This window comes from Mycobacterium malmoense, from assembly GCF_019645855.1.
Lineage (GTDB): Bacteria > Actinomycetota > Actinomycetes > Mycobacteriales > Mycobacteriaceae > Mycobacterium > Mycobacterium malmoense.
In genome coordinates, this window is the sequence record NZ_CP080999.1 from 2,435,510 (window position 1) to 2,454,458 (window position 18,949).

Sequence of the window (18,949 nt, forward strand, 5' to 3'; positions counted from 1 at the left end):
CTCGGCTCACGCCTGATCGATGCCGTGTGACCGTTGGTCATCAGCAAACCGGTCGACGGAGATCGCGATGGAGCTGATCCAAGCGATCCAGGGGCTTGGCAAGCATTCGTCCGGAGGCGGCCCAACGGCTAGGGGGCGCCCCGGCAGTGGGCGCCGAATAGGCTCCTTTCCCAGGCGACGACGAGCCGCCCACGATCGCGCCTGTCTGGTGCCGATTCGTGCGCGCCCGCTCTGCGGCACATCCGAACTGCGGTTTTTGACGTGCGGCGCGCGGAGGCTACCTCGAACCGCGGTAAAGTCTGTGAAAACGCTGGTTGTCACTTTGCATCCGATCAGCTGTTCGTTAAGCTCGTGCCTGTCATAGTTACTGGTCGGTAACTTTCCGGCCGGTAACCGGCAACACCATAGAGTCCGGGGGGCCTCGTGCACACGTGTGCGCGGGGCCCTGGCGTACTTATGTCGAACATGATGACCACTGGTCATCGCATTTAGTGGCCCGAGGAGAGGGTGGAAATGTCGTTTGTGATCGCAATGCCGGACTTGGTCGAAGGTGCGGCCCAGAATCTTGCGGGCATTCACTCGTCGCTGGCCGAGGCTGCGGCAACCGCGGCTGGTCCCACGACCGGGATCGCGACCGCGGCGCAGGACGAAGTGTCGATCGCGATCGCTTCGTTGTTCGGGAACATGGGCCAGGAATTCCAGGCCCTAAGCGCCCAGGCGCAGACGTTCCATCAGCAATTCGTGTCATTGATGAACGCCGGCGCGGGCGCCTACGCGAGCGCCGAGGCCGCCAACGCCGGGCAGGCCGTACTGGGCGGGGTGGATGCGCCTGCCCAGTCGCTACTCGGCGGCGCGCTCGGCAACATCGGTCAGAACCTCGGCGGTGCCATTGCCGGTGGCGAGGCGACCGTTGGGCAGCTGGCCGGCCAGGTCGGCCAGAGCTTCGGCGCCCTGACGGGAGCCGCGGCCGGCGCACCCGCTGCCGCGCCCACGCTGATTCAGGGCATCAACGAGTTCTGGACCGGTGTCTCCGCCCCATACCAAGCGCTCGTCGCCAATACGGGCACCAACCTGCAAGCCATCGGAACTACCTTCACTGCTGACCCCTTCCCGTTCGTGCAACAGATCATCACCAACCAGCAGGGCTTCGCGCAGACGTTCTTGAACGGGGTCGCAGTTGATCTCCAGGGTTTCCCTGCGAACGTGCCGGCGAACATCCAACTTGCCATTCAGGGCGCGTCGACCTTTAACCCTGGGGCTTTGGCGCAGCAGTTCGTCAATGGTCAGATCAGCACCGCCCAGACGGTGGTGACGTCGCTGCACAACGCTGCCGTGGACACCATTACCGGAGTGCAGACCTTGCCGGCGGGCTTCCAGGCAGCCTTCCAGGACCTGTTGGTGGGCAACAACATCGGCGCATACGGCCAGATTCAACAGACCCTGCAAAATGCCTTCCTGCCTGGTTTCCAGCCCATCACCGTGGAACTCGCGGGGACGACACCTGTTCCGGTCGTTCCGCTTGGCCCGTTGGGGGATCTGGCACCCATCTTCGCCCTTCCCGGGCAGATGGCGCAGAGCTTGACCAACTTGCTGCCTCCGGGCTCTATCCCCGCGCAGATAGCGCAGAACTTCACTAACGTGTTCAGCGCACTCACGAACTTTGGGACGACGGCTACCGGTAGTCTCGTGACCACTTTTGGGTTGCCTTTGGCGTTGGTGTTTGACGCGATAGGTGCGCCCGCCCAAGCGCTGAGCGCGCTCAATTCCAGCGCGGTGGCGTTTGTCACCGCGGCGCAAGCTGGAAACGCGTCGGCGGCCGCCACAGCGCTCCTCGACGCGCCAGCCTATGTCGCGAATGGTTTCCTCAATGGCCAGGCGGTGCCGATCGGCAACGGTCTTGATATAAACGCGCTGATAGTCCTGCCACCGGTGATAGCAAACGTAGCGGGTCTTGGCTTTAGCCTCTCACTTGCGACTGAGCTCCCTGTGGGCGGGCTCCTCACTCCTCTGAGTACTCCTTTTGTTGTCGGTGGCGGTCCGTTTGCTGCCGGCAGCACGCAAATCGGCGGCCTAATTCCCGGCCTGCTGAGCATTGGGCCCGAACTCGCGGCGGACATCACACCCATCGGCTAGTGTCGCGTGTTGTTGATTTTTGGCGAGTAGTTCGTCAGGTGTTTTGGTCCAGGTGAATGGTTTGGCGTGTTGGTTGTAGCTGTCGATGTAGGCGCGGATCGCGTCCTGAAGGTCGGTGACGTCGGTGAAGGTTTCGCAGCGGACTGAAGTACCCCAGGTTTTGTTCCTATTTGTGTGGTAAGGGCCGGGGTTGGCTGGCTCATGGGGTGTAAGGCGTCGGTGAGAGCGGCCTCGTACTCGGCTGGTGGAATAGCCGAGGGCTTGGTGCATGCGTTCCTGGTTGTACCAGGCCGCCCATTCGGCAGTCGAGAACTCGACGTCGTCGATGCAGCGCCACGGTCTGCCGCGGTTGATTAACTCGGTCTTGTAGGCGGACCTTTGCAATTCGTTTTCGACGGGGTAGGGGCACCAATCAACGCACTAAGCGCGCTCAATTCGAGCGCAGTCGCATTCGGCAGCGCGGTGCAAAACGGAAATGCGTCGGCAGCCGCCGCAATTCTTGACGCTCCCGCCGTCGTCGCGAACGGCTTCCTCAATGGCCAAACGCTGTTAAACCTGCCGCCGCTGACGGTGAACATAGGCGATGTTCTCCATCACCTCAACGACCCCTGGGCGAGCTTCTCGCGCCGCTAAGTCCCGTGCTTAGCGACGTTCTGGGTCCGCTCCCGGGTACGCAAATCGGCGGGCTCATTCCCGGCCTACTGAGTTATGGGTCAGAGCTTGCGGCGGCAATCACACCGTGTAGTCCCGTAATGGCTGGGCCACGTCGGGTTCGGATCAACGCCGAGGGAATTCTGACAACGCGCCCCCGAGCGTCGATGCCTTGTTCCTCTCCAACCTTGACAGGCTTGAGAATTCGTCGACCGGCATTATCGATCGAGGCGGGCCAATGCCGTTGGGGCACTTACCAATACCGGCATCGCCGTACCCGCCAAACGCCACCTTAGCTACAAGCGACGGCTCACCAAAATGCTTGCTGCACTGAGCATTTCGTCTATCGGCTAAGCCTGCGTTTAATGGATGGCACAGGTCTGCCACCGGACACCGCGGACGACTCTTGTCAAGCCGGGTGCGCCGGGCGGAAAAAGAGTACAACCGACCCCCGTCCGGATACCGACCAAAACGCCTGCAGTACAGCCGATTTGTGGTTTAAAGTATCCTAAGCAACGTATTTGCGGTCGTCGGGTATCCTGCTGCCGCGTCGTGTGTCGGCAGGCAAAGGCGGTCCATCGGCGGCGGTGTGTCGACGGTCACTCCTGGGCTGACGCCCTCGGATAGAGCCGGGTCCCGGGGTCGCGGGCGCGTCGATCGGTCGCCTGGATAGTACGCAGACGCGCCGAATCCTGCTGAAAACAACTGTTTTCGGAATCGCTTGTGTGGCACGCCATTACGCTCATTTTGCCTCGGTCATTCGGGCTCATATACGCATATGCCGTTCATTTGTGTGGGGAGATGAACATGTCTTTTGTGGTCGCAGTTCCGGATCTGGTCGAAGTGGCGGCCCAAGATCTGGCAGGTATCCGCTCAGCACTGGACCAGGTCACTGAGGCGATAGTCGCCCCCACGACTAGCTTGGCGCCTGCGGCGGCGGACGAGGTGTCGACCGCGATCGCCGCGCTATTCGGCACCCTCGGCGAGGAATATCAGGTCCTGAACGCGCAAGTTGCAGCGTTCCACAGCGCGTTCGTCAACGCATTGAGCGGCGGCGCGGCCGCATATATAGAGGCCGAGATTGCCAACGGTGCCGCGCTGCTCCAGGGTGGGGGAAACCTGGCTGCGACCGTAGGGGGTGGGCTTGCTGGGCTGGGCGCCCAAGTTAGTGGCGCCCTATCCGGCGGCCTCAGCGGCGGGCTTGGCCTCGGGCTCGGCGGTGCCCTGGGGACGGGGCTTGAGGGACTCGCCCTGCAGGCCGGCGGTGCCCTGCTATCGGGTGTCGGCGGTGGGCTAGTCCAGACCGGTAACGCCATCGTCAACGTTGGGCTCGCGCTCGAAAATAGCGGAGCCGCCATGTCAAGCCTGGGTGCGCAGTTGGCCGCCCAGGCAGGTGCTCAGCTTTCGGCATTCTTGAACGCCGGGCTGGGGGCAGCGTTGTCGGCGAGCCTTAATGGCAGCCTGGCGGGTCTGGTTCAAGCCGGTAACGCGTTGGCGGCCGGTCTCAATGGTGGGCTGACGGGGCTGTTGAACACGGGGGCGACCCTCGCGGGTGAGCTGGGTGCTGGCCTGAACGGACTGCTGCAGACCGGGGTGTCGTTGGCGGGCAACTTTGGTGTGGCCCTCTCGGGCCTGGGTGGTTCGTTGAGTGCGGCGTTGTCGGCCGGTCTGAGCGGTTCGTTGGCCGGGTTGGGCCCGCTGGGGGCGCTCATCACTGCGGGTCTCAATGGTGGGCTGACGGGGCTGTTGAATACCGGGACGACGCTGGCGGGTGAGCTGGGTGCCGGCCTGAACGGACTGCTGCAGACCGGCGAGTCCTTCGCGGCCAACCTCGGTGCGGCGCTGTCGAATTTGGGTGGTTCGCTGAGTCTGGCGCTGTCGCTTGGTTTGAGCGGTTCGTTGGCCGGTTTGGGTCCGCTGGGGGCGCTTATTGAGGCCGGTCTGAGCGGTGGGCTGACGGGATTGCTGAACACGGGGGCCACGCTGGCGGGTGAGTTTGGTGCTGGGTTGAATGGGCTGTTGCAGACGGGTGAGTCGTTGGCGGCCAATTTGGGTGCGGCGCTGTCGAATTTGGGTGGTTCGCTGAGTCTGGCGTTGTCGGCGGGTCTGAGTGGTTCGTTGGCCGGTTTGGGTCCGCTGGGGGCGCTTATTGAGGCCGGTCTTACCGGTGGGTTGTCAGGTCTGGCGAACACCGGTCTGGCCCTTGCGAACGCCTTCGGCGCGGGGCTGAATGGACTGCTGCAGACCGGGGTGTCGTTGGCGGGTAACTTCGGTGCGGCGCTGTCGAATTTGGGTGGTTCGCTGAGTCTGGCGCTGTCGCTTGGTTTGAGTGGTTCGTTGGCCGGTTTGGGTCCGCTGGGGGCGCTTATTGAGGCCGGTCTGAGCGGTGGGCTGACGGGATTGCTGAACACGGGGGCCACGCTGGCGGGTGAGTTTGGTGCTGGGTTGAATGGGCTGTTGCAGACGGGTGAGTCGTTGGCGGCCAATTTGGGTGCGGCGCTGTCGAATTTGGGTGGTTCGCTGAGTCTGGCGTTGTCGGCGGGTCTGAGTGGTTCGTTGGCCGGTTTGGGTCCGCTGGGGGCGCTTATTGAGGCCGGTCTGAGCGGTGGGCTGACGGGATTGCTAAACACGGGTGTGGCGCTGGCAAACACCTTCGGTGCTGGCCTGAATGGGCTGTTGCAGACGGGCGAGTCGTTGGCGGCCAACCTGGGGGCCGCCCTGTCGAATCTGGGTGGCTCGCTAAGTGCAGCCATCTCGGCCGGCCTCAGTGGTTCCCTGTCGGGTCTGGGCGGGCTCGCCGGGTTGCCGGCGTCGCTGGCGGCCAGCTTGGGTACCGGACTGACTGGACTGATCAACGTCGGTCAGGCCTTGGCGGGCAACTTGGGCTCCGGTCTGTCGGTGCTGGCGCAGACCGGGGTGTCGATCTTGGGCGACTTTAACGCCGCGTTCTCGGGTCTCGGTGCCTCGCTGAGTGCGGCCATCTCGGCCGGCTTGAGTGGTTCGCTGGCGGGGTTGGCTCCGTTGGAGGCGGCCATTGAGGCCGGCCTGAGCGGTGGATTGTCGGGCCTGGCCAACACTGGTGCGACGCTGGCGGGTGAGCTGGGCGCGGGCCTGAACGGGCTGATCCAGACCGGTGAATCGTTGGCGGGCAATCTCGGTGCGGCGCTGTCGGGTCTAGGTGGCTCGTTGAGTGCGGCGCTGTCGCTTGGCTTGAGTGGTTCGTTGTCGGGTTTGGGTCCGCTGGGGGCGCTTATTGAGGCCGGTCTGAGCGGTGGGTTAACGGGATTGCTGAACACGGGGGCCACGCTGGCGGGTGAGCTGGGTGCCGGCCTGAACGGGTTGATCCAGACCGGGGCGTCGTTGGCGGGTAACTTCGGCGCGGCGCTGTCGAATTTGGGTGGCTCGCTAAGTGTCGCGTTGTCGGCGGGTTTGAGTGGTTCGTTGGCGGGGTTGGGTCCGTTAGGAGCGGCCCTTGAGGCCGGTCTTACCGGCGGCTTGACTGGTCTGATCAACGCCGGCGGGACCCTGGCGAACGCCTTCGGCGCCGGCCTGAACGGGCTGATCCAGACTGGCGAGTCCTTCGCGGGCAATCTGGGTGCGGCGCTGTCGAATTTGGGTGGTTCGCTAAGTGTCGCGTTGTCGGCGGGTTTGAGTGGTTCGTTGGCGGGGTTGGGTCCGTTAGGAGCGGCCCTTGAGGCCGGTCTTACCGGCGGCTTGACTGGTCTGATCAACGCCGGCGGGACCCTGGCGAACGCCTTCGGCGCCGGCCTCAACGGGCTGATCCAGACCGGAGTGTCGCTGGCGGGTAACTTCGGCGCGGCCCTATCCAACCTGGGTGGCTCGCTGAGTGCAGCGCTGTCGGCCGGTTTGAGTGGTTCCCTGTCGGGTCTGGGCCCGTTGGAAGCGGCGCTGTCCGCCGCCTTTGGCGGTGGCCTGTCGGGTCTGATCAACGCCGGTGCCAGCCTGGCGAACGCCTTCGGCGCCGGCCTCAACGGGCTGATCCAGACCGGGGCGTCGTTGGCTGGCAACTTCGGCGCGGCCCTCTCCGCCTTGGGTGGATCGTTGAGTGCCGCCCTCTCGGCCAGCCTCAGCGGTAGCCTGACCGGACTGAGTGGCCTGATCGCGCTACCGCCACAACTGGCGGCCACCCTGGGTGCCGGACTGACGGGACTGGCCAACGTCGGCCAGGCCTTGGCGGGCAACCTGGGTGCTGGGTTATCGGTATTGGCCCAGACCGGTGAGTCGTTGGCCGCTGAATTGGGTGCGGCGCTGTCGGGTCTGGGTGGTTCGCTGAGTCTGGCGTTGTCGGCGGGTTTGAGTGGTTCGTTGGCCGGTCTGGGTCCGTTAGGTGCGGCGATTGAGGCTGGTCTGACCGGCGGACTTTCGGGTCTGATCAACGCCGGCGGGACTCTGGCGAATGCCTTCGGTGCCGGGCTGAATGGTTTGCTGCAGACCGGGGCGTCGTTGGCGGGTAACTTCGGTGCGGCCCTATCCAACCTGGGTGGCTCGTTGAGTGCGGCGCTATCGCTTGGCCTCAGTGGTTCGTTGGCCGGTCTGGCCCCGCTGGGCGCGGCGATCGAGGCCGGTATTACCGGTGGGTTGTCGGGCCTGGCCAACACTGGTGCGACGCTGGCGGGTGAGCTGGGTGCCGGGCTTAACGGGCTGATCCAGACCGGCGAGTCGCTGGCGGGTAACTTCGGCGCGGCGCTGTCGGGTCTGGGTGGCTCGCTGAGTGCGGCCCTGTCGGCCGGTTTGAGTGGTTCCCTGTCGGGTCTGGGTCCGCTGGGCGCACTCATCACTGCCGGCCTCAACGGTGGGCTGACGGGGCTGCTAAACACGGGGGCCACGCTGGCGGGTGAGCTGGGTGCCGGCCTGAACGGGTTGTTGCAGACCGGGGTGTCGCTGGCGGGTAACTTCGGCGCGGCCCTGTCCAACCTGGGTGGCTCGTTAAGCGCGGCGCTATCGCTCGGCCTCAGTGGTTCGTTGGCGGGGTTGGGTCCGTTGGGGGCAGCGATCGAGGCTGGTCTTACTGGTGGGTTGTCGGGCCTGGCGAACGCCGGGGCGACGCTGGCGGGTGAGCTGGGTGCCGGGCTCAACGGGCTGATCCAGACTGGCGAGTCGCTGGCGGGCAACTTCGGTGCGGCGCTGTCGAATTTGGGCGGGTCGTTGAGTGTCGCGTTGTCGGCCGGTTTGAGTGGTTCGTTGGCGGGGTTGGGTCCGTTGGGGGTGGCCCTTGAGGCCGGTCTTACCGGCGGCCTGTCGGGCCTGATCAACGCCGGCGGGACCCTGGTGAACACCTTCGGCGCCGGCCTCAACGGGCTGATCCAGACCGGGGCGTCGTTGGCGGGTAACTTCGGTGCGGCCCTATCCAACCTGGGTGGCTCGCTGAGTGCAGCGTTGTCGGCCGGTTTGAGTGGTTCCCTGTCGGGTCTGGGCCCGCTGGGCGCGCTCATCACTGCCGGCCTCAACGGTGGGCTGACGGGGCTGCTGAACACGGGTGTGGCGCTGGCAAACACCTTCGGTGCTGGCCTGAATGGGTTGTTGCAGACCGGGGTGTCGCTGGCGGGTAACTTCGGCGCGGCGCTGTCGAATCTGGGTGGCTCGTTGAGCGCGGTCCTGTCGGCCGGTTTGAGTGGTTCCCTGTCGGGTCTGGGTCCGTTGGAAGCGGCGCTGTCCGCCGCCTTTAGCGGCGGGCTGTCGGGTCTGATCAACGCCGGTGCGAACCTGGCGAACGCCTTCGGCGCCGGGCTAAACGGGCTGATCCAGACCGGAGAGTCACTGGCGGCCAACCTTGGTGCCGCACTGTCGAACCTCAACCTGATGGTGTCGATCAACGCGGCGCTATCGGGCAGCCTTAACGCGGCCCTGTCTGGTCTGGCGCAGACCGGTCAGGCGCTGGCAGTGGGCTTGAGTGGTGGCCTGTCCGGCCTCGTCAGCACTGGCGAAGCCCTCGGTGGTGCCCTGGGTGCGACCCTGTCTGGTCTGGCGCAGACGGGTAATGCGCTGGCAACGATCTGGGGGAACGCCGCGGCCGAGATAGGTTCCGCGCTCAGCGGGGCTTTCTCCGGAAGCCTTGGCGTTACCTTCCCGGGCTTGATCGGCGCCGGTGAAGCCCTGGCGACGGGCGTTGCGGGTGTCACCACCGGCCTCGAACAGACCGGCGGTGCCCTCGTGACGTCTTTGGAGGCGGCCTTGACCGACCTTGAGCTCTCCCTCCAAGCCGCCTTGAATGCCAGCTTGGGCATCGGAGTCGCCGCCTAACCCGGCGGTGCCCAGGAGACGCCAGCAGGTGCCGGGCTCTTCCGAAGCGGAGCCTTGACCGACGCGCGGCGCTCCTGGGCGCACGCCGCCGCCTCGACCGGTATGCGGAATGGATTTGCAAACTATTGCATAACCATGCAGAATCGTCGAAATGGCCGACGTACTAAGCGTGGCGGTTGCCGGTGCCACCGGCTACGCGGGCGGTGAAATCCTACGCCTACTGCTTGGGCATCCGGCCTGTGCCGAAGGCCGGCTCACGATCGGCGCGGTGACCGCCGCGGCCAGCGCCGGCAGCATGTTGGGTGAGCATCATCCACACCTAATTCCGTTGGCCCAGCGCGTGGTCGAGCCCACCGACGTTGCCGTGCTCACCGGACACGACGTGGTGTTTCTGGCCCTACCGCACGGGCATTCGGCTACCCTCGCCCAACGGCTCGCCCCCGAGACCCTGATCATCGACTGCGGCGCCGACTTCCGGCTCACCGATGCCACCGCCTGGGAGCGGTTCTACGGATCCCCGCACGCCGGCAGCTGGCCGTACGGGCTGCCCGAACTGCCCGGCGGACGAGAGCGACTGCGCGGTGCACGCCGCATCGCGGTCCCGGGCTGTTATCCGACCGCGGCGCTGCTTGCGTTGTTGCCGGCGATGGCCGAGGACCTCATCGAGCCCGCCGTCACCGTCGTCGCCGTCAGCGGCACCTCCGGCGCCGGCCGCGCGGCCAAAACCGACCTGCTCGGCTCGGAGGTCATCGGGTCGGCGCGGGCCTACAACATCGCCGGCGCGCACCGGCACATTCCCGAGATCGCCCAGGGCCTCAGGGCCGTCACCGACCGCGACGTCACGGTGTCGTTCACCCCGGTGCTCATCCCGACGTCCCGCGGCATCCTGGCCACCTGCACCGCGCGCACCCGATCACCACTGTCCCAGCTGCGAGCCGCCTACGAAAAGGCTTACCACGCAGAGCCTTTCATCCATCTAATGCCCGAAGGCCAGCTGCCCCGCACCGGGGCCGTGATCGGCAGCAACGCCGCGCACATCGCCGTCGCGGTGGACGAGGCCGCCGAAACCTTCGTCGCGATCGCCGCGATCGACAACCTGGTCAAGGGCACGGCCGGCGCGGCGGTGCAGTCGATGAACCTGGCGCTGGATTGGCCGGAGATAGAAGGCCTTTCGATCGTCGGGGTCGCGCCGTGACCGAACTAGCCAGCGCCACAAGGTTGGTGCGCGCACAGGGCGTCACCGCCCCGGCCGGATTCCGGGCCGCCGGCATCGCCGCAGGAATCAAGGCATCGGGCGCCCGCGACCTCGCGCTGGTCTTCAACGAGGGACCCGACTACGCGGCAGCGGGAGTGTTCACCCGCAACAAGGTCAAGGCCGCGCCGGTGCTGTGGACCCGGCAGGTGCTGAGCACCGGACGGCTGCGCGCGGTGATCCTCAACTCCGGCGGCGCCAACGCCTGCACCGGTCCGGGCGGCTTCCAGGACGCCCACGCCACGGCGGAGGCGGTGGCGGCGGCGCTGTCGGACTGGGGGACCGAGACCGGGGCCATCGAGGTCGCGGTCTGCTCCACCGGCTTGATCGGTGACCGGCTGCCGATGGACCAGGTGCTCACCGGCGTGCGGGACATCGTGCACGACATGGCCGGCGGCCTAAGCGGCGGCGACGAAGCCGCCCGCGCCATCATGACCACCGACACCGTGCCCAAACAGGTTGCGCTGCACCATTCCAACAACTGGACGGTCGGCGGGATGGCCAAGGGCGCGGGCATGCTGGCGCCGTCGCTGGCCACCATGCTCTGCGTGCTCACCACCGACGCGGCCGTCGAACCCGCCGCGCTCGACCGGGCGCTGCGCCACGCCGCCGCCCGCACCTTCGACCGGCTCGACATCGACGGCAGCTGCTCGACCAACGACACGGTGCTGCTGCTGGCGTCGGGAGCCAGCGAGATCACCCCGTCCCAGGCCGACCTCGACGAGGCGGTGCTGCGCGTCTGCGACGACCTGTGCGCCCAGCTGCAAGCCGACGCCGAGGGCGTCACCAAGCGCGTCACCGTCACCGTGACCGGAGCCGCCTCCGACGACGACGCCCTGGTCGCCGCGCGGGCGATCGCCCGCGACAGCCTGGTCAAGACGGCGCTGTTCGGGTCCGACCCCAACTGGGGCCGGGTGCTCGCCGCCGTCGGCATGGCGCCGGTCGCGCTAGATCCCGACCGGATCAGTGTGTCGTTCAATGGTTTTGCCGTGTGTATCGACGGGGTCGGAGCTCCGGGCGCCCGCGAGGTGGACCTTTCCGGCGCCGACATCGACGTCGTCGTCGACCTCCGCGTCGGCGACTGTCGGGCCGCGGTCCGGACCACCGACCTGTCGCACGGCTACGTCGACGAGAACTCGGCCTACAGCTCATGACCATGAAAACCGAAGCATTGTCGACGGATTCGAAAGCGCGGGTGCTCGCCGAAGCCCTGCCGTGGCTCAAACAGTTGCACGGCAAGATCGTCGTCATCAAATACGGCGGCAACGCCATGACCGACGACACCCTGCGGCACGCCTTCGCGGCCGACATGGCGTTTCTGCGCAACTGCGGTATCCACCCCGTCGTTGTGCACGGCGGCGGACCACAGATCACCGCGATGCTGCGCCGTCTCGGCATCGAAGGGGACTTCAAGGGCGGCTTCCGGGTCACCACACCGGAGGTGCTCGACGTGGCGCGAATGGTGTTGTTCGGACAGGTGGGCCGCGAACTGGTCAACCTGATCAACGCGCATGGGCCCTACGCCGTGGGCATCACCGGCGAGGACGCGCAACTGTTCACCGCCGTGCGGCGCAGCGTCACCGTCGACGGCGTGGCCACCGACATCGGCCTGGTCGGAGACGTCGATCAGGTCAACACCGCCGCGGTGCTGGATTTGATTGCGGCGCGCCGCATTCCGGTGGTATCCACGCTCGCACCCGATGCCGAAGGTGTGGTGCACAACATCAACGCCGACACCGCCGCGGCGGCGCTGGCCGAGGCCCTGGGAGCCGAAAAGCTGTTGATGCTTACCGATGTTGAGGGCCTCTACACCAGCTGGCCGCACCGGGATTCGCTGGTCAGCGAAATCGACACCGCCACACTGGCGCAACTGCTACCCACGCTGGAGGCGGGCATGATTCCCAAAGTCGAGGCCTGTCTTCGGGCGGTCACCGCGGGTGTGCCCAGCGCGCACGTGATCGACGGGCGGGTCGAACACTGTGTGTTGGTGGAGCTTTTCACCGACGCGGGTACCGGCACCAAGGTGGTGCCGGCATGACGCAGAGTGCCTTTCGTGTCGCCGAGCGTCACGCCAGCGTGGCGGTCGGCGCCGAGAGCCACGCTGGCGTGACACTCGGGAAGGGGTGTCGCGGATCGTGAGCCAGACCGACGCTATGCGAAAGCGCTGGGAAGCCGTGATGATGAACAACTACGGCACCCCTCCGGTGGCTCTGGCCAGCGGCGACGGCGCCGTGGTCACCGACGTGGACGGCAAGACCTACCTCGACCTGCTCGGCGGCATCGCGGTCAACGTGCTCGGCCACCGCCACCCCGCGATCATCGAGGCCGTCACGCACCAGATGGCAACGCTGGGCCACACCTCCAACCTGTACGCCACCGAACCCGCCATCGCGCTGGCCGAGGAACTGGTCGCCCTGCTCGGCGCGGACGCCCCGGCGCGGGTGTTCTTCTGCAACTCCGGCACCGAGGCCAACGAGGTGGCGTTCAAGCTGTCGCGGCTCACCGGTCGCACGAAACTGGTTGCCGCGCAAGAGGCCTTCCACGGCCGGACGATGGGCTCGCTGGCGTTGACGGGTCAGCCGGCCAAGCAGGCGCCGTTCGAACCGCTGCCGGGACACGTCACGCACGTGCCGTACGGCGACACGCAAGCGCTGGCCGCCGCCGTCGATGACAAGACCGCCGCGGTCTTCCTCGAACCGATCATGGGCGAAAGCGGCGTCGTCGTCCCGCCCGAGGGTTATCTGGCGGCCGCGCGGGAGATCACCGCGCGCCACGGCACCCTGCTGGTGCTCGACGAGGTGCAGACCGGAATGGGCCGCACCGGCGCCTTTTTCGCCCACCAGCACGACGGCATCACCCCGGACGTGGTGACCATGGCCAAGGGGCTCGGCGGCGGGCTGCCCATCGGGGCGTGCCTGGCCGTCGGGCCGGCCGCCAGCCTGCTCACACCCGGCCTGCACGGCAGCACCTTTGGCGGCAACCCGATCTGCGCCGCGGCGGCGCTGGCGGTGTTGCGGGTGCTGGCGGCCGAGGACCTGGTCCGGCGCGCCGAGGTGCTGGGCAAGTCGGTGCGCCACGGGATCGAAACGCTCGGTCACCCGCTGATCGACCACGTCCGCGGTCGCGGATTGCTCTGGGGCGTGGTGCTGACGGCGCCGCGGGCCAAGGACGCCGAGGCGGCCGCGCGGGAGGCCGGATTCCTGGTCAACGCCGCGGCACCCGACGTCGTCCGGCTGGCGCCGCCGCTGACCATCACGGAGGCCCAGATCGACGGGTTCCTCGCCGCCCTGCCCGGCATCCTCGATGGGGTCGCACATGCCTAGACACTTCCTGCGCGACGACGACCTGTCGCCCGACGAGCAGGCCGACGTGCTCGCGCTGGCCGCCGAACTGAAGAAGGACCCTTTCAGCCGTCGTCCCCTCGAGGGCCCGCGCGGCGTCGCGGTCCTCTTCGACAAGAACTCCACCCGCACCCGGTTCTCGTTCGAGCTGGGCATCGCGCAGCTGGGCGGGCACGCCGTCGTCGTCGACGCCCGCAGCACCCAGCTGGGCCGCGACGAGACCCTGCAGGACACCGCGCACGTGCTGTCCCGCTACGTCGACGCCATCGTCTGGCGGACCTTCGGGCAAGACCGGCTCGACGCGATGGCCTCGACCGCGACGGTGCCGGTGGTCAACGCGCTCTCCGACGAGTTCCACCCCTGCCAGGTGCTCGCCGACCTGCAGACCGTCGCCGAACGCAAGGGGTCACTAAAAGGGTTGCGGCTGGCCTACTTCGGCGACGGCGCCAACAACATGGCCCACTCGCTGCTGCTCGGCGGGGCCACCGCCGGCATCCACGTCACCGTCGCCGCCCCCGACGGCTTCGCGCCCGACCCGGCGGTGGTGGCCGCGGCCCGGCGGCGCGCCGAGGCCACCGGCGCCTCGGTCACCGTGACCGCCGACGCCGACGCGGCCGCGAAGGGCTCCGACGTCGTCGTCACCGACACCTGGACGTCGATGGGACAGGAAGACGACGGCCTGGACCGCGTCGGCCCGTTTCGCCCATTCCAGGTCAACGAGCGGCTCGTCGCGCTGGCCGACCCGGAAGCCGTTGTGCTGCACTGCCTTCCGGCCCACCGCGGGGACGAGATCACCGACGAGGTGATGGACGGGCCGGCCAGCGCGGTCTGGGACGAGGCCGAAAACCGGCTGCACGCCCAAAAGGCGCTGCTGGTGTGGCTGCTGGAGCGATCCCGATGACCCGCAGCAAGGCCACCCCCGAGACCACCCGGGCCGGCCGGCAGGCCCGCATCGTGGCGATCCTGTCATCGGCGGAGGTGCGCAGCCAAACCGAACTGGCGGCGCTGCTGGCCGACGAGGGCGTCGAGGTCACCCAGGCCACGCTGTCGCGGGACCTCGAAGAGCTGGGCGCGGTGAAGCTGCGCGGCGCCGACGGCGGCGTCGGGGTCTACATCGTTCCCGAGGACGGCAGCCCGGTGCGCGGCGTGTCCGGCGGCACCGCGCGGCTGTCACGGCTGCTCGGCGAGCTGCTGGTGTCCGCGGACTCCAGCGCGAACCTGGCGGTGTTGCGCACCCCACCCGGCGCCGCCGACTATTTGGCCAGCGCCATCGACCGCGCGGCGCTACCGTACGTCGTCGGCACCATCGCCGGTGACGACACCCTCTTCGTGGCCGCCCGAGAGCCGATGACCGGCGCCGAGCTGGCCAGCACCCTGGAGAGCCTCAAATAACCTAAGGAGAGCTATGTCAGAACGCGTCATCCTGGCGTATTCCGGCGGCCTGGACACCTCGGTGGCGATCAGCTGGATCGGCAAGGAGACCGGCCGGGAGGTCGTGGCCGTCGCGATCGACCTCGGCCAGGGCGGCGAGGACATGGAGGTCATCCGCCAGCGGGCCCTGGACTGCGGCGCCGTGGAGGCCGTCGTCATCGACGCCCGCGACGAGTTCGCCGAGGGCTACTGCCTGCCGACCATCCAGAACAACGCGCTCTACATGGACCGCTACCCGCTGGTGTCGGCGATCAGCCGGCCGCTGATCGTCAAGCACCTGGTCGCCGCCGCCCGCGAGCACGGCGGCGGCATCGTCGCGCACGGCTGCACCGGCAAGGGCAACGACCAGGTCCGGTTCGAGGTCGGATTCGCCTCGCTGGCACCGGATCTGGAGGTGCTGGCGCCGGTCCGCGACTACGCCTGGACGCGGGAGAAGGCGATCGCGTTCGCCGAGGAGAACGCCATCCCGATCAACGTCACCAAGCGCTCGCCGTTCTCCATCGACCAGAACGTGTGGGGCCGCGCGGTGGAAACCGGCTTCCTGGAACACCTCTGGAACGCCCCCACCAAGGACGTCTACTCCTACACCGAGGACCCCACCCTGAACTGGAGCACGCCCGACGAGGTGATCGTCGGGTTCGAGCGCGGCGTACCAGTGTCCATCGACGGCAAGCCCGTCACAATGCTGGAGGCCATCGAGGAACTCAACCGCCGCGCCGGCGCCCAGGGCGTCGGCCGCCTCGACGTCGTCGAGGACCGGCTGGTGGGCATCAAGAGCCGCGAGATCTACGAGGCGCCCGGCGCGATGGTGCTCATCACCGCGCACACCGAGCTCGAACACGTCACCCTCGAACGCGAGCTGGGCCGGTTCAAGCGGACGACCGACCAGCGCTGGGCCGAGCTGGTCTACGACGGGCTGTGGTACTCGCCGCTGAAAGCCGCGCTGGAAAGCTTCGTCGCCACGACCCAGGAGCACGTCTCCGGTGAGGTGCGGATGGTGTTGCACGGCGGCCACATCGCCGTGAACGGCCGCCGCAGCGCCGAATCCCTCTACGACTTCAACCTGGCCACCTACGACGAGGGCGACAGCTTCGACCAATCCAAGGCGAAGGGCTTCGTCTACGTGCACGGGCTGTCGTCCAAGATCGCCGCCCGCCGGGACTTGCGGTGACGGTGCCTCCTACCTCCGCGAGCGTGCGTGTCTGTACTGCGACACGCCGCGTTTCGTGTACAAGTGTGCACACTCGCGCCGCGGTGAGAAGCCGGTGACCACCAACGAGGGGTCACTGTGGGGCGGCCGGTTCGCCGACGGGCCGTCCGAGGCGCTGGCGGCGCTGAGCCGCTCCACCCACTTCGACTGGGTGCTGGCGCCCTACGACATCGTCGCGTCGCGGGCCCACACCGTGATCCTGTTCCGGGCCGGGCTGCTCGACGAGCAGCAGCGCGACGGGCTCTTGGCCGGCCTGGACAGCCTGGCCCAGGACGTCGCCGACGGCAGCTTCACGCCGCTGGTGACCGACGAGGACGTGCACGCCGCGCTGGAGCGCGGGCTGATCGACCGGGTCGGGCCCGAGCTGGGCGGGCGCCTACGGGCCGGGCGGTCGCGCAACGACCAGGTGGCCACCCTGTTCCGGATGTGGCTGCGCGACGCGGTACGCCGCGTCGCCAAAGGGGCGCTCGACGTCGTCGCGGCCCTGGCCGCCCAGGCCGCGGCGCACCCGAGCGCCGTCATGCCCGGCAAGACCCACCTGCAGTCGGCCCAGCCGATCCTGCTGGCCCACCACCTGCTCGCGCACGCCCACCCGCTGCTGCGCGACGTGGACCGCATCGTCGACTTCGACAGACGCGCGGCGGTGTCCCCGTACGGCTCGGGCGCGCTGGCCGGCTCGTCGCTGGGTCTGGACCCCGACGCGATCGCCGCGGAGCTGGGCTTCACGGCCGCCGCCGACAACTCCGTCGACGCGACCGCGGCCCGGGATTTCGCCGCCGAGGCTGCGTTCGTGTTCGCCATGATCGCCGTCGACCTGTCCCGGCTGGCCGAGGACATCATTCTCTGGAGCTCGACGGAATTCGGCTACGTCACCCTGCACGATTCCTGGTCCACCGGCAGCTCGATCATGCCGCAGAAGAAGAACCCCGACATCGCCGAGCTGGCCCGCGGCAAGGCCGGCCGGCTGATCGGCAACCTGGCCGGGCTGCTGGCGACGCTGAAGGCCCAGCCGCTGGCCTACAACCGTGACCTGCAGGAAGACAAGGAGCCGGTGTTCGACTCGGTGGCCCAGCTGGAGCTGCTGCTGCCGGCGATGGCGGGGCTGGTGGCCAGCCTGACCTTCAACGTCGAGCGGATGGCGGCCCTGGCCCCGGCCGGCTACACCCTGGCCACCGACATCGCGGAATGGCTTGTGCGGCAAGGTGTCCCATTCCGATCCGCGCACGAGGCCGCCGGGGCGGCCGTGCGCGCCGCCGAGGACCGCGGCGTCGGACTCGACGAGCTGACCGACGACGAGCTCGCCGCCATCAGCCCCGAACTGACCCCGCGCGTCCGCGACGTACTCACGATCGAGGGCTCGGTGTCATCGCGCGACGCCAGGGGCGGCACCGCGCCGAATCGGGTCGCCGAGCAGCTCGACGCGGTCCTGGCCAGCCGCGCGGAGCTCAAAGACCGGCTGCGGCGGCAGAGGGGATGACGTGGGATCCTGTGCCGGGCGTTGGCAGGCGGACTAAACTTCCGTCATCTAAGCGATTCGGTTGAACCTTTCGGCCGAGATCTTCGTCACCAAGGGGTGGGACCGATGAGCCTCGTCGCAGGAGTATTCGGCGTGGTGCCGCCGCACCGCTATTCTCAGCGAGAGCTCACCGACTTTTTCGTCAGCATTCCCGATTTCCGCGATTACGAGGACATCGTCCGGCAGCTGCACGCCAGCGCCAAGGTCAACAGTCGCCATCTGGTCCTGCCGCTGGAGCGGTATCCCACGCTCACCGATTTCGGGGTGGCAAACCGGATCTTCATCGAGAAGGCCGTGGATCTCGGCTGTGAGGCGCTTTCGGGCGCGCTCGACGAGGCGGGCCTGCAGCCCAAAGACCTCGACGTGCTCGTCACGACGACCGTCACCGGTCTCGCGGTCCCGTCGCTGGACGCCCGGATCGCCGGGCGGCTCGGGCTGCGCGACGACGTGCGACGGGTGCCGCTGTTCGGCCTGGGCTGCGTTGCCGGGGCGGCGGGGGTGGCCCGCCTGCACGACTACCTGCGCGGCGCGCCGGACGACGTCGCGGCCCTGGTCTCGGTCGAGCTTTGCTCGCTGACCTACCCGGGATACAAGCCGTCGCTGCCCGGCCTGGTCGGCAGCGCGCTGTTTGCCGACGGGGCCGCGGCGGTGGTGGCCGTCGGCGAACGCCGCGGCGAACGGATTGATGCCGGTGGGCCCGGCATCCTCGATTCGCGCAGCCACCTCTACCCCGACTCGCTGCGCACCATGGGCTACGACGTCGGCGCCGCCGGGTTCGAACTCGTGCTGTCGAAGGACCTGGCGACGGTGGTCGAGCAACACATCGAGCGGGACGTCACCACGTTTCTCACCGCGCACGGCCTGACCACGACCGACATCGGCGCCTGGGTCAGCCATCCCGGCGGCCCCAAGATCATCGACGCGATCAACGCGAGCCTCAACCTGCCGCCGCAGGCCCTCGAACTGACGTGGCGTTCGCTCGGCGAGATCGGCAACCTTTCGTCGGCGTCGGTCCTACACGTGCTGCGTGACACCATCGCCAAACCGCCGCCCAGCGAAAGCCCCGGGCTGATGATCGCGATGGGCCCGGGTTTCTGTTCCGAGCTCGTGCTGCTGCGCTGGCATTAATTCGCCGTGCCGGTGCGGATGAGTAA

At 67.7% G+C, this 18,949-nt stretch carries 12 protein-coding genes and 1 pseudogene; 12 read left to right on the plus strand and 1 reads right to left on the minus strand.

Features of this window, described 5'->3' with window-relative positions; all coding sequences use genetic code 11:
- Nucleotides 1-513 precede the first annotated feature (513 nt).
- Nucleotides 514-2,133, plus strand: a complete 1,620-nt coding sequence (locus K3U93_RS11345) for a PE family protein (RefSeq protein ID WP_071509452.1) — start codon at nt 514-516, stop codon at nt 2,131-2,133.
- Here K3U93_RS11345 and K3U93_RS25480 read toward each other — a convergent pair.
- Entirely contained in the window at nt 2,071-2,517 is a 447-nt protein-coding gene (locus K3U93_RS25480; protein WP_083011201.1) for an integrase core domain-containing protein, read from the minus strand. The two genes, K3U93_RS11345 and K3U93_RS25480, sit on opposite strands and share 63 nt — an antisense overlap.
- Between K3U93_RS25480 and K3U93_RS11355 the strand changes: the two genes are divergently transcribed.
- The 11 genes and pseudogenes from K3U93_RS11355 to K3U93_RS11405 all read left to right on the plus strand — a co-directional run bounded on the left by K3U93_RS11355 (nt 2,512) and on the right by K3U93_RS11405 (nt 18,923).
- Entirely contained in the window at nt 2,512-2,766 is a 255-nt protein-coding gene (locus K3U93_RS11355; RefSeq protein WP_071509451.1) for a hypothetical protein, read from the plus strand. The two genes, K3U93_RS25480 and K3U93_RS11355, sit on opposite strands and share 6 nt — an antisense overlap.
- A gap of 825 nt (nt 2,767-3,591) precedes the next feature.
- On the plus strand, nt 3,592-9,045 hold the full coding sequence (locus tag K3U93_RS11360) for a PE family protein (RefSeq protein WP_220688611.1): 5,454 nt from the start codon (nt 3,592-3,594) through the stop codon (nt 9,043-9,045).
- Between the two features lie 135 nt (nt 9,046-9,180).
- A pseudogene (gene argC, locus K3U93_RS11365) lies at nt 9,181-10,240 on the plus strand (N-acetyl-gamma-glutamyl-phosphate reductase).
- A complete protein-coding gene (argJ, locus tag K3U93_RS11370) occupies nt 10,237-11,451 on the plus strand; it encodes a bifunctional glutamate N-acetyltransferase/amino-acid acetyltransferase ArgJ (protein WP_071511907.1) in 1,215 nt (404 codons plus the stop codon). Before argC ends, argJ begins: the two are co-directional and overlap by 4 nt.
- Nucleotides 11,448-12,335, plus strand: coding sequence for an acetylglutamate kinase (gene argB / locus K3U93_RS11375; protein ID WP_071511906.1), 888 nt, complete (start codon nt 11,448-11,450; stop codon nt 12,333-12,335). Before argJ ends, argB begins: the two co-directional genes overlap by 4 nt.
- Nucleotides 12,336-12,429: 94 nt before the next feature.
- A complete protein-coding gene (locus K3U93_RS11380) occupies nt 12,430-13,620 on the plus strand; it encodes an acetylornithine transaminase (RefSeq protein ID WP_254893630.1) in 1,191 nt (396 codons plus the stop codon).
- Complete coding sequence (gene argF, locus K3U93_RS11385; RefSeq protein WP_071511910.1) at nt 13,613-14,539, plus strand: ornithine carbamoyltransferase; 927 nt, start codon at nt 13,613-13,615, stop codon at nt 14,537-14,539. The genes K3U93_RS11380 and argF overlap by 8 nt, the downstream gene beginning before the upstream one ends.
- A complete protein-coding gene (locus K3U93_RS11390) occupies nt 14,536-15,030 on the plus strand; it encodes an arginine repressor (RefSeq protein ID WP_071511905.1) in 495 nt (164 codons plus the stop codon). Before argF ends, K3U93_RS11390 begins: the two co-directional genes overlap by 4 nt.
- A 13-nt stretch (nt 15,031-15,043) precedes the next feature.
- A complete protein-coding gene (locus K3U93_RS11395; RefSeq protein ID WP_071511904.1) occupies nt 15,044-16,240 on the plus strand; it encodes an argininosuccinate synthase in 1,197 nt (398 codons plus the stop codon).
- A gap of 94 nt (nt 16,241-16,334) precedes the next feature.
- On the plus strand, nt 16,335-17,756 hold the full coding sequence (gene argH / locus K3U93_RS11400) for an argininosuccinate lyase (protein WP_083012683.1): 1,422 nt from the start codon (nt 16,335-16,337) through the stop codon (nt 17,754-17,756).
- A 105-nt stretch (nt 17,757-17,861) separates the two neighbouring features.
- Nucleotides 17,862-18,923, plus strand: a complete 1,062-nt coding sequence (locus K3U93_RS11405) for a type III polyketide synthase (RefSeq protein ID WP_071511902.1) — start codon at nt 17,862-17,864, stop codon at nt 18,921-18,923.
- Nucleotides 18,924-18,949: the final 26 nt, after the last annotated feature.